Source organism: Exiguobacterium sp. A1_3_1 (assembly GCF_048985645.1).
Lineage (GTDB): Bacteria > Bacillota > Bacilli > Exiguobacteriales > Exiguobacteriaceae > Exiguobacterium_A > Exiguobacterium_A indicum.
In genome coordinates this window covers 1-11,002 of sequence record NZ_WBYY01000106.1, presented here as the reverse complement: position 1 = coordinate 11,002, position 11,002 = coordinate 1, and the positions used below count along the sequence as shown (strand labels likewise).

General features: G+C 47.4%; 11 protein-coding genes and 1 riboswitch. Of the genes, 6 read left to right on the top strand and 5 right to left on the bottom strand.

The features are described from left to right. The 3 genes from F8N00_RS11710 to F8N00_RS11700 all read left to right on the top strand — a co-directional run. On the top strand, window positions 1-515 hold a 515-nt coding region (locus tag F8N00_RS11710; protein ID WP_421018255.1), incomplete at its 5' end, for a nitroreductase family protein. Between the two features lie 52 nt (window positions 516-567). Further along, window positions 568-1,203: a nitroreductase family protein gene (locus F8N00_RS11705; protein WP_023469790.1), complete on the top strand. Its 636-nt coding sequence runs from the start codon at window positions 568-570 to the stop codon at window positions 1,201-1,203. A 76-nt stretch (window positions 1,204-1,279) separates the two neighbouring features. Further along, entirely contained in the window at window positions 1,280-2,596 is a 1,317-nt protein-coding gene (locus F8N00_RS11700) for an NAD(P)/FAD-dependent oxidoreductase (protein ID WP_075642886.1), read from the top strand. A 21-nt stretch (window positions 2,597-2,617) separates the two neighbouring features. Here the strand turns inward: F8N00_RS11700 and F8N00_RS11695 are convergent, their stop codons facing one another. The 5 genes from F8N00_RS11695 to F8N00_RS11675 form a co-directional block, all read right to left on the bottom strand. Further along, entirely contained in the window at window positions 2,618-4,054 is a 1,437-nt protein-coding gene (locus F8N00_RS11695; RefSeq protein WP_075642885.1) for a DEAD/DEAH box helicase, read from the bottom strand. A gap of 63 nt (window positions 4,055-4,117) precedes the next feature. Beyond that, the gene (rlmN, locus tag F8N00_RS11690) at window positions 4,118-5,191 is read right to left on the bottom strand and encodes a 23S rRNA (adenine(2503)-C(2))-methyltransferase RlmN (RefSeq protein ID WP_023469793.1); all 1,074 of its coding nucleotides are present in this window, start codon (window positions 5,189-5,191) and stop codon (window positions 4,118-4,120) included. 124 nt (window positions 5,192-5,315) lie between these two features. Next, complete coding sequence (locus tag F8N00_RS11685) at window positions 5,316-6,122, bottom strand: ABC transporter permease subunit (RefSeq protein WP_075642884.1); 807 nt, start codon at window positions 6,120-6,122, stop codon at window positions 5,316-5,318. Next, a complete protein-coding gene (locus F8N00_RS11680; protein WP_035395518.1) occupies window positions 6,119-7,000 on the bottom strand; it encodes an ABC transporter ATP-binding protein in 882 nt (293 codons plus the stop codon). Before F8N00_RS11680 ends, F8N00_RS11685 begins: the two co-directional genes overlap by 4 nt. A 12-nt stretch (window positions 7,001-7,012) precedes the next feature. Continuing rightward, the gene (locus tag F8N00_RS11675) at window positions 7,013-7,672 is read right to left on the bottom strand and encodes an SAM-dependent methyltransferase (RefSeq protein ID WP_075642883.1); all 660 of its coding nucleotides are present in this window, start codon (window positions 7,670-7,672) and stop codon (window positions 7,013-7,015) included. Between the two features lie 89 nt (window positions 7,673-7,761). Between F8N00_RS11675 and F8N00_RS11670 the strand changes: the two genes are divergently transcribed. From F8N00_RS11670 to F8N00_RS11660, 3 genes are all read left to right on the top strand, one after another. Next, a complete protein-coding gene (locus F8N00_RS11670) occupies window positions 7,762-8,082 on the top strand; it encodes a heme oxygenase (protein ID WP_023469797.1) in 321 nt (106 codons plus the stop codon). 124 nt (window positions 8,083-8,206) lie between these two features. Beyond that, on the top strand, window positions 8,207-8,944 hold the full coding sequence (locus F8N00_RS11665) for a hypothetical protein (RefSeq protein ID WP_023469798.1): 738 nt from the start codon (window positions 8,207-8,209) through the stop codon (window positions 8,942-8,944). Window positions 8,945-9,036: 92 nt separating this feature from the next. Then, window positions 9,037-9,215, top strand: a riboswitch (Lysine riboswitch). Window positions 9,216-9,325: 110 nt separating this feature from the next. After that, window positions 9,326-10,909 carry a Na+/H+ antiporter NhaC family protein gene (locus F8N00_RS11660; RefSeq protein ID WP_035395513.1) on the top strand — a complete coding sequence of 528 codons (1,584 nt, stop codon included), beginning with the start codon at window positions 9,326-9,328 and terminating at the stop codon, window positions 10,907-10,909. Window positions 10,910-11,002 lie beyond the last annotated feature (93 nt).

Sequence of the window (11,002 nt, the reverse complement as noted above, 5' to 3'; positions counted from 1 at the left end):
CACTCGCACCTTCTTCTGTCAACATGCAACCATGGCGTTTCCTCGTCATCGATAGCGAAGAAGGCAAAGCAACACTTGCACCACTCGCGAAATTCAACCAAGTCCAAGTCGAGACATCTTCTGCTGTCATCGCGGTCTTCGGTGACATGAACGCTGTTGATCAACTCGAGAACATCTACGATACAGCTGTCGCAAAAGGACTCATGCCACAAGAAGTACGCGATCGCCAAGTACCAGCGATCCAAGGGATGTACAGCAGTGTATCGGCGAACGATTTGAAAGACAGCATCTTGATTGACTCGGGTCTCGTCTCGATGCAATTGATGCTCGTCGCTCGTGCACACGGATATGATACAAATCCAATTGGTGGTTACGAGAAAGATCAAATCGCGGAAGCATTCGGTCTTGAAAAAGATCGTTATGTACCGGTCATGTTGCTATCGATCGGTAAAGCGGTGGACGCTGGATATCCATCAGTTCGCCTACCAATCAACGACATCGCAGACTGGAAATAAGTTTTTTTACACTATAAAAAAAGAAAACACACACAAGGGAGATTGAATAATTATGACTACTCAAACAACAACGGACTTCATGGAAATCGTCAAAGGACGCCGCTCGATTCGTAACTACGACACAAACGTAAAAATTTCAAAAGAAGAAATGACACAAATCCTTGAAGAAGCAACACTTGCACCATCTTCAGTTAACATGCAACCATGGCGTTTCCTCGTCATCGATAGCGAAGAAGGTAAAGCGACACTCGCACCACTCGCAAAATTCAACCAAGTTCAAGTCGAGACATCTTCTGCTGTCATCGCCGTCTTCGGTGACATGAACGCAGTCGATAGCATCGAGACAATCTATGATATGGCTGTGGAAAAAGGTCTTATGCCGCAAGAAGTACGTGATCGCCAAGTACCAGCTATCAAAGGGTTCTACCGTCCAGAAGACGTTGAAACATTACGTGATAGCATCTTGATCGACTCAGGTCTCGTTTCGATGCAATTGATGCTCGTTGCTCGTGCACACGGTTACGATACAAACCCAATCGGTGGTTACGAAAAAGACCAAATCGCAGAAGCATTCGGTCTTGAAAAAGAACGTTACCTCCCAGTCATGTTGCTTTCAATCGGTAAAGCAGTGGACGCAGGATACCCATCGGTTCGTCTACCAATCGCTGACATCGCAGAGTGGAAATAAGCGATTTCACCTAGTCCGGATTCCTTTCATAGGAATCCGGCTTTTTTGTATACTCAAAGAAAAGGAGGTGTCAGCGATGTATGATGTGACGATTATCGGAGCTGGTGTAGCAGGAATTTTCCTCGCCCATCAGCTCGTTGAAGACGGACAACGCGTCCTACTGCTCGATGCCGGAAAACCGATTCGCGAACGAACAGCAGAAGATGCGTATCTTGGATTCGCAGGGCTTGGCAAATCAGAAGGAAAGTTTAATTATGCGACGGGATTCGGTGGAGAACTCGTCTCAAAAATCGGTGAAGAGACGACTCGACGACTGTTCCAAGAAGTCGATGATCTTTTATGTACATATGGTGGAGATACAGTTGAGACCTATTCGACGCATTCCCCTATTGTAGCGTCTCGCGCCCGCCGCGCCGGTCTACATTCGGTCGAGACGACCGTCCGTCATTTAGGCACAGTACGGACAGCTGCTGTCTTCACGGCGTTTGAGGACGCCTTATTACCGCGTCTCGATGCCCGATTCGAAACGACAATCGAGCAGATCACGAAGTCGAAGTCGTTTACGATCAAAACAGCGGACGAGACCTTCGTCAGTCAACGGATCGTGTTCGCGACAGGTCGTTCAGGTGCAGACTTTACGTTGCACCAGTTAGCGACGCTTGGTGTCACCCCACAGCGAACTCGACTCGATCTCGGGGTGCGAATTGAGACGGATGAGGGACTATTTCGGACATTGTTACAGGAGACGTTCGAGACGAAGCTCGGTTACGACTCGCCTTACGGTCAAGCAGTCACCTATTGCATGAATCCGCGCGGACGGATCATCCGCAAATATCAAGAAGGACTCGTCATGCCGGACGGTCAAAACGTCCACGAGACGGCAGACGGCTCGACGAATCTGAACTTTACACTATTTCTCCCGCGGTATTTTTCGACACTAGCGAAAGCGAATGCGTATGCCGCGCGCATCATTGGCGGAATCAACCAAGGTGGTGATCGCATTCTCATTCAGCGACTCAGTGATTTCCGAACATCGCGAGCGACGGCACACGATCAATTGAGTCGTAACACGGTCATCCCTTCACTAACCGCGTCTCCCGGTAATTTGCATGCAGAAGTACCTGCAGAAGACCTGCTTGTCTTAGAAGCGTTTTTAGAGCGCCTTGAGCAACTCCTTGAAGTGGAACTTCCAGGAGATACGTTGCTTTACGGATTAGATGGCAAGTTTTACGCACCGATGCTTGAGACGTCAGAGACGTTTGAGACGACATGTCCCGGTGTCTATGCGATTGGTGATTGTTCCGGTGCGACACACTCGCTTGCCCAAGCAGCTGCTAGCGGACTCCATCTTGGCCATGCCTTGACGCAAAACAGCCGGTCCCTCTTCGCTTAAGCGGAGAATGACCGGCTTGTCTTATTTCTTGAATGCTTCGTACACTTTCAATTGTTTCCCTTTGACCTTCGTCGTCTTCATCGCCCGGAGGACAAGCGGACCTTTCCCGTTGAGGATATCGACATACGTCAACGTATCCTGAATCGAGATGATACCGATGTCGTCTGCCGTGACGCCTTCAATCTTAGCAATCGTTCCAACAAAGTCGACGGCACGGAGTTTTTTCTTTTTCCCGCCGTTAAAGAACAATTTCATGATGTCCGCATCAAGCTGTTCCGTTTTCGAAGAACGCGTATCTTCCGTCGCCATCTTCTCCTCGAATGCATCCGCTGTCCGCATCAAGTCCTTTTCTGTCGGTGCTTGGCGACGTGTCAGCTTCCCGTGATACTGCTCAATTTCCTTTAGGCGACGTTCGTCTGCCGGCGTGACGAGACTGATTGCTTGTCCTGCTGCTCCTGCACGCCCCGTCCGACCGGTCCGGTGAACGTAGCTTTCTCGTTCGACAGGGAGATCATACTGGATGACGTGCGTGATGTTCTCGATATCGATCCCACGTGCCGCGACATCTGTTGCGACAAGAATTCGGAACTTCCCGGCACGGAAGGCTTTCATCGCATCGAGTCGATCGTCTTGTTCCATCCCACCATGGATCGCTTCAACCGGATAGTCATGTGCGCGTAGACCATTCGCGACGAAATCAACGTGTTCTTTCGTCCGACAGAAGATCATGCAACGATCCGGGTTTTCAGCGACCAGGACATCTTTTAAAATGGCAAACTTCGTCTTATCCGTCACCGGAATATAACTATGCGTAATCGTTGAGACGACGGTTTCACCCACTTCGATCCGTTTTGGTGCCTCCATGTAACGGTCACTCAACTGTTCGATGTCTTCTGGGAAGGTCGCAGAGAACAATAGTGTCATCCGCTCCTTCGGTAACTCAGACAAGATGGCATCGACTTGATCGAGGAAGCCCATGTTCAGCATTTCGTCCGCTTCATCTAAAACGACGTAACGGACTTTCTCAAGCGATAACGTGCCCCGCTCGATATGATCGCGTACGCGTCCCGGTGTTCCGACGACGACGTGTGTCTTTTGCTTGAGCTCCGTGACTTGCCCACGGAACGGTTGCTTGCCGAAGACAGCTGTCGCTTTGATCCGCTTATAACGTCCGATGTTCATGATATCTTCTTTGACCTGCAAGGCCAGCTCACGTGTTGGTGTCAAGACTAAGACTTGTGGTTTGTTTTCTTCCCACTCGACGAGTTCACACAGTGGGATCGCAAACGATGCCGTCTTTCCGCTCCCCGTTCGTGATTTGACGATGACATCTTTTCCAGATAGTACGACCGGAATGACGGATTGCTGGACTTCGGTTGGTATCGTGTAGCCGAGTTGCTCGATTGAATCGAGAATCGGTGTGCTTAAGTTAAAATCATTGAATCGTGTACGTGTCATAGAATGTCCTCATTTCTTATCGTAAAAAAAGCTTCCCACCGAAACGATGAGAAGCCCAACGAATTATTTGGATGCTACTTTATCTTTTTTGATTTGCTTACTACGTAATTGACCACATGCCGCATCGATGTCTGTTCCGTGCTCGAGACGAACACCACAGTTCAAGCCGTTCTTTTTCAACGTATCGTAGAACGTCGTGATATCTTCAGACGTACTGCGCTGATATTGACCGTGCTCATCGACTGGGTTGTACGGAATCAAGTTGACATACGTCAGGTGACGTTTGTCTTCGAACAGTTTTGCGAGTTCGACTGCGTGTTCCTTTTGGTCGTTGACGCCACGAAGCAAGATGTACTCGATCGTGATTTTACGGTTCGTCGTTTGAACGTAATAGTCGATTGCTGGCATCAATTTCTCAAGCGGGATCGCCCGGTTGATTTTCATGATTTGCGTACGCAATTCATTGTTTGGTGCGTGAAGCGAGATCGCCAAGTTGACTTGGAGTTTCAAGTCAGCGAACTTGTAGATCTTGTCTGCCAAACCACTTGTTGAAACCGTGATGTGACGTGCACCGATTGCAAGACCATTGTGGTCCTTGATGACGTTCAAGAAATCGACCATGTTGTCGAAGTTATCGAACGGTTCACCGATACCCATGACGACGACGTGGCTGACACGTTCTTCGTTACCGACTGCATCGAGGTGATGTTGGACGTTCATGATTTGCTCAACGATTTCGCCTGCTGACAAGTCGCGGCTCTTTTTGATTAGACCACTTGCACAGAAGCTACAGCCGATGTTACAGCCGACCTGTGTCGTAACACAGACAGAAAGACCGTACTTATGACGCATTAGAACCGTTTCAATCAAGTTGCCATCATATAATTTGAAAAGGAACTTGATTGTTCCGTCTGCTGATTCTTGCTTGACCGCTTCTGTCATCGAGTCAATCGTAAAACTCTGATCTAACAACTCAAGGCAATCCTTGTTGACATTCGTCATTTCCGCGAAAGTCGTGACACGTTTACGGTAGAGCCAATCCCATACTTGTTTGGCACGGAATGGTTTGTGCCCTTGATTCGATAACCATTCTGTCATCTGCTCAAGCGTTAATCCATAAATGGATGGTTTATTCATTTCGAAAGACCTCATTTCTTTTTCCAGAACTACAACATTCCTTTATCTTAGTAAAAATCAGCGCGTGACGCAACGTTCAAATCCTAAATGTTCACTTTCTGTAAAGTTTTTGCGCCACTTTCGATCAAATCGACAGACTCCGACGCCCGAATTGAACGACTGCTCCAGTCAAGAACACGAGACAGAGGACAAGTAAAAGAATCGAATGAAGAAGAAAATGATTCGTTCCTTCTAGTAATTGCGTCGTGTTAAATAAGGAGAAGACGGATAGATAACGGAGCCACTCCGTCTTGTCACTTAGTTCCGACAGAATCGTCAAGACGATCGATAGGACAAGCACACTACCGGCAAGCGAAAAAGCACGACGTTCTTCGTCAAATAACGTCGCAACGAATAACGTAAAGGCACCGATCGCCAAGAGTAACAATAGCGCATTGAGTTGAATCCGCCATAAGATGACGTCATTGATCGAAATATCTGTCATCCACCAGTCGGATACCATCAAGACAAGTCCATTCAGTCCTACGAGAACTATACTTGCGATACCAATGACGATCGCGACAGCAAACGTATACGCATTCCGGGTGATCGGGGCTGCGAGATAGACAATCAGCTCTCCATTGTCGATTGGTCGCGCAACGAGTCGCGCTGCTAATGAGAGCAAGAATAGACTCGCAATGACTTGAAAAATCAGTCCGTAATAGTTTCCCCCGAGCAGATCCAGTACATTCTCGAACCCTGTCACCTTATCGTATTGAAATGCTTTTAAGACTTCCGGAGGTAACGCTTCTAGTTTTGCTTCTAGTAAACCGGTCTTCATCATCGATGGATATAGCAACGCAAGCATCAATAAGTAGAGACTCGTTCCAATCGCATAAGCAAGCACGGGCTTTCTGACCTGCTTGAATAAAGAGCGGATCAGCAATATCACGACGATTCCTCCTCCCCATAATAATGCAAGAAGACCTGTTCTAAATCATCTGCTGACGGACGAATCAGCCGTACATCATACTGGGTTAAATAAGCGATCACCTGATTTAAGCTCAGCGTCTCGTCCGTTTGAAAACTGACTTCCAGCCGCTTCGGTTCAACACCGACTTGCATCGCGAACTGTGCCGCCTCCACCTCTGTTCGGAAGAAGATCGTGTACGTCTTTCGACTCGATCGAACCAACTCATGAATATCCGATTCGACGATAATGCGTCCTGCTTTGATTAAAGCCGCTCGATCGCACGATTTTTCCATCTCCGGAAAGTGATGTGAACTCATCAGAATCGCTTTTCCAGCATGTTTCTCCTGTTCGATCCACTCTAAAAAACGCTCTTGCATCAAAGGATCGAGTCCACTGGTCGGCTCATCAAGTAGATAGACGGGTGCATCCTTCATGAAGCAACCGACTAGTGCCAGTTTTTGTTTCATCCCTTTTGACATTTTGCGGATTTTCGTCTTCGTCTCAAAAGGAAATCGTTTCAACAACAGTTGTCGCCGTGCCGGATCGCTACCGTGTAGTCGTTGCATCAAATCGAGCATGTCTGCTCCCGTCATGTCTCCAGGTAAACTAATCTCCCCCGGCAAATAACCGACCAATTTCTTCACTTCTTTACTTTGCTTCCAGCAATCAAAACCACCGATCGTCGCCTTTCCACCATCCGCAGCCAATAGTCCCATCAAATGTCGGAGTGTCGTTGATTTTCCAGATCCATTTGGTCCGATGAAACCGAATATCGTACCCGGATCAACTGTAAAACTGACATCGAATATTCCACGCCCCGGTGCAAACTCTTTCGTGACATGCTCTAAACGGATCATCATCCGACCTCCTTATCTTTTATTTCTTTCCTCACTGTATTCATACCCGTTTTGAAGCAGTTTGTTCGGATCAAAGCGATAGATGACGAACCGCTCGTCATGATTTTTTTCATAGAGGTCTCGTAATCGAATCTCATCGACTTGCTCGAATATGGTATGACGCTCCAGGTACTCCCGGTATTCATCGGTCGGGTAATACAAGATGAGATCAACCGAACGCGGGGAACGTTCGACCGAACTTAAAATGTGATCAATCACTTTCATGAAAATTTGTGAAGAGAATGGATTGAAGAAATAAAACTTATTCGTCTCATCCGGAATGGCATACTGCTCGGCATACGTCTGTTCAAATCGCAAACTTCCGGAACGCCGCTTCCGTCGACTTTGGTAGTTCGCCATATTCCGGAGTGCGTCCTCGTAAAATTGTCCGTTCATCTCGATTCCGATGACGGAACAATCGAATCGGTCGTGTAAGTAAAAGTTCAAACGCCCTTTCCCACACCCGAAATCAATGACCGTGTCCTGTTTTTGAAACAAATACGTTTCGCATAATTCGTCTAGTGCCGCATAAGGCGTTGGTTCATATCGATTGTAGTGACTAAACACACCATAGAGGTGTTGCATCTCAATGGTCTCGATTCGTAATCGTTGATCGTATTCCTGTTCATTCATTGTCGTTTGTTCCTTCTTTCCGGCATTCTTGCCTTCATCGTACTATACTGAAGAAGTACGTTACTCGTTTTTTGAAAGGGGATTTTATGATGATCGTCGTTACGAACCGGATTAAAGTCAAAAAAGGGATGGCTGCAGCTCTCGCTCCTCGTTTTACGCGTCCAAGTGGACTTGATACGATGGACGGATTCATCCGCGTCGAGGTCTTATTGACGCAAAACATCGAAGAACATGATGAAATGAACGTCAACATGTATTGGGAAGACATGAAGAGTTTTCAAGCATGGCGGGAGAGTGACGACTTCAAAGCGTCACATAGTCGACCTGCGAGTAGTGAGGCAGGAGAATCGCCAATGCTCGGCAGCGAGATTCTGACATATGAAGTTGCTTCGGTCAAAGAACGCGCATGATGCACGAAAAGGACTCGTCTCGAGTCCTTTTTTATATACCTATACACAAATAGTGAAAGGGTGTAATTGTCTCAAATGGTATTATTTGTTATTATAGTGCCAATACAGAGAGAGAGGGTTCTTCATGAATTCATTAACTATATTTGAACAAGCCATTCGTAGCTTACCTGATGATCGTACGTTACGACGTGATGAATTATGGACGGACGATTTTTTATTGCAACAGGAGAACGAGCTGACCGTCTATTACTCTCCGATTGGCGAATATGTCAATACTGAAGCAAAAGTCGTCATCATCGGGATCACACCAGGTTTTGAACAGATGCGAATCGCTTTCGAAGAAGCAACGGATGCCCTCCATCATGGGGCTTCACTAGAAGGGACGGCACGCATCGTCAAATATGCAGCCAGTTTTGCCGGAACGATGCGACGTAACCTCGTCCAGATGCTTGATACACTCGAGCTTCCAGCATTGCTCGGAATCGAGACAACAGCTAGCTTATTTCATCAACACCAGGAATTGTTACATCCGACGTCGCTGTTAAAGCAACCCGTCTTTTATCGCGAAAAGAATTACTCGGGTCATCAACCGAAGATCAATCGCAGTCCTTTATTGAGGCACTACGCGGAAGAACACTTCGTCGCTGAGATCAATCAGTTACAAAAACCAGCGTTATTAATTCCACTCGGTCGGGTCGTCGAGACGCAAGTCCGTGGATTGATTCAGGATGGACGAATCGAACAGCATCAGCTTCTTTCCAACTTCCCCCATCCATCTGGCGCGAACGGTCATCGAAAAAAACAATTCGAAGAAAACCAAGCCTATTTGATGAAACAGCTCATTCAACATTTTGCCGAATGAGCAACTTCGTCTTAAATTATCAGAATATATGGTTGAATCTTTTTTGAAATACGTGATAAAGTGTCCATAAGAACAGAATATGACTATTCTATCGATGAGGTAGAGGCGCGATTTCAATCAGTACTTGGTCCGAGGATGACAACGAAGACGACTACAGGAAAGGTGACATCGCCGAAATGACAGTATGCGTCGAGCATGCCGTCGTTGGTCGATTCGGGAAATACCCGATCGATTGCCATACATAACAGTTGTATGGAGCGCTCCAATTCGGCTAAGAAAGACGCATCCAGCGAGGGTGTCGGCTTTGTTGCCGGTGCCCTTGCTTTTTTTGTGCCGCGGGGTCTCATCTTTAAGCCATTTTTAAAGAGGAGGATATTCTTCATGGTCAACTATTCAGATTCCATTATTGCCCTTGTACCTGCTTTACTAGCTATCTTATTAGCCATCTTTACCCGAAAGGTCGTTCTTTCGTTAGGTGTCGGCATTCTCGTCGGTGCCCTGTTACTTCACCGTTTTAACCCGATCGATACGGTAACCTATCTCGGCAAGAATATCTTTAGCCTCTTTTGGGCGGATGGTGCCTTGAACGAGTGGAACGTTTTATTACTTGTTTTCTTGTTATTGCTCGGTGTCCTTTCCACATTAATTCAAACATCTGGTGGCGCTCGCGCCTTCGGTGAATGGGCTTCTACACACGTCAAGACAGCGCGTGGTGCACGCTTAGTCGCCTTCGGTCTCGGTATCTTGATTTTCATCGATGATTACTTCAACAGTCTCGCTGTCGGCAATGTCAGTCGTCCGCTAACGGATCGCCGTGGTGTCTCACGTGCGAAGCTTGCCTATTTGATTGACTCAACAGCTGCGCCTGTTTGTGTCATCAGTCCGCTTTCGAGTTGGGGCGCATTCATCATTTCCATCATCGCCGGTATCTTAACGACGCACTCGATTACGGATTACTCAGCGTTTAGTGCTTTCATGATGATCGTTCCAATGAACTTCTATGCGATTTTCGCGTTACTTTTAACACTTTACATCGCTTACTCTGGCGTCTCTGTCGGACCGATGAAACAGCATGAACGCCGCGCTGCGAATGGTGAACTTTTTGATGCGTCAAAAGGAACACCGATGGGGATGGCAAAAGAGGTCAACGAACATACGAACGGAAAAGTCCGGGATCTCGTCGTTCCGATCGTCGTTCTCGTCATTGCTACGATCAGTGCGTTACTCGGGACAGGTGCTCAGGCACTTGCAGCCGACAACCGTCCGTTTACTTTAATTGGAGCATTTGAGGCAACAGACGTCACACGCTCACTTGTCGCAGGTGTCGTCATCAGTTTAATCGTCGCTTTCTTGATGCTGATCGGACGAAAAATTCCGGGTCGCGATTACCGTGCAAGCATCGTCGCTGGTATGCGTTCGATGTGGCCAGCAGTCGTGATTCTATTATTTGCTTGGACGATCATCGCTGTTATTGGTGATATGAAAACAGGCGATTATCTCGCAAGCTTCATCAGCAACTCGATTTCTGCTTCGTACTTGCCGTTCTTATTATTCTTGATTGCCGGCTTGATGGCATTCTCGACAGGAACAAGTTGGGGCACATTCGGGATCATGTTGCCAATCGGTGCGGATCTCGTCATGGCTGTCGATGCCTCACTCTTATTACCGACGCTTGCTGCTGTTCTTGCTGGATCTGTCTTCGGTGACCATTGTTCACCGATTTCCGATACGACGATCCTCAGTTCGACAGGGGCTGGATCCCATCATATCGATCACGTTACGACACAGTTACCGTATGCGCTAGTCGGTGCCGTCACTGCGGCAGTAGGTTATTTAGTCATCGGTTTCACGGAGTCTTCGGTCTTCGGTTTCATCGGAGCTCTTGTCACATTCGTACTCTTCGTCGTCGTCTTGAACGTTCTCTCGAAAAAAGGCGAAACTGCTTCGGATTTACAAACGGATTGATGAAATGAAAAAGGGACTGACTCAAAAAAGAATGACGCGTCTTTTCACGCCCTTTCCTCAGGCGAGACACAAGCCTGTTTTCCTGCTTAAATG

Excerpts from the sequence above, each read along its gene's own strand:
- F8N00_RS11705 (WP_023469790.1), top strand. The coding sequence starts at position 568 with ATGACTACTCAAACAACAACGGACTTCATGGAAATCGTCAAAGGACGC.
- F8N00_RS11700 (WP_075642886.1), top strand. The coding sequence starts at position 1,280 with ATGTATGATGTGACGATTATCGGAGCTGGTGTAGCAGGAATTTTCCTC.
- F8N00_RS11695 (WP_075642885.1), bottom strand. The coding sequence starts at position 4,054 with ATGACACGTACACGATTCAATGATTTTAACTTAAGCACACCGATTCTC.
- rlmN (WP_023469793.1), bottom strand. The coding sequence starts at position 5,191 with ATGAATAAACCATCCATTTATGGATTAACGCTTGAGCAGATGACAGAA.
- F8N00_RS11680 (WP_035395518.1), bottom strand. The coding sequence starts at position 7,000 with ATGATCCGTTTAGAGCATGTCACGAAAGAGTTTGCACCGGGGCGTGGA.
- F8N00_RS11675 (WP_075642883.1), bottom strand. The coding sequence starts at position 7,672 with ATGAATGAACAGGAATACGATCAACGATTACGAATCGAGACCATTGAG.
- F8N00_RS11670 (WP_023469797.1), top strand. The coding sequence starts at position 7,762 with ATGATCGTCGTTACGAACCGGATTAAAGTCAAAAAAGGGATGGCTGCA.
- F8N00_RS11665 (WP_023469798.1), top strand. The coding sequence starts at position 8,207 with ATGAATTCATTAACTATATTTGAACAAGCCATTCGTAGCTTACCTGAT.
- F8N00_RS11660 (WP_035395513.1), top strand. The coding sequence starts at position 9,326 with ATGGTCAACTATTCAGATTCCATTATTGCCCTTGTACCTGCTTTACTA.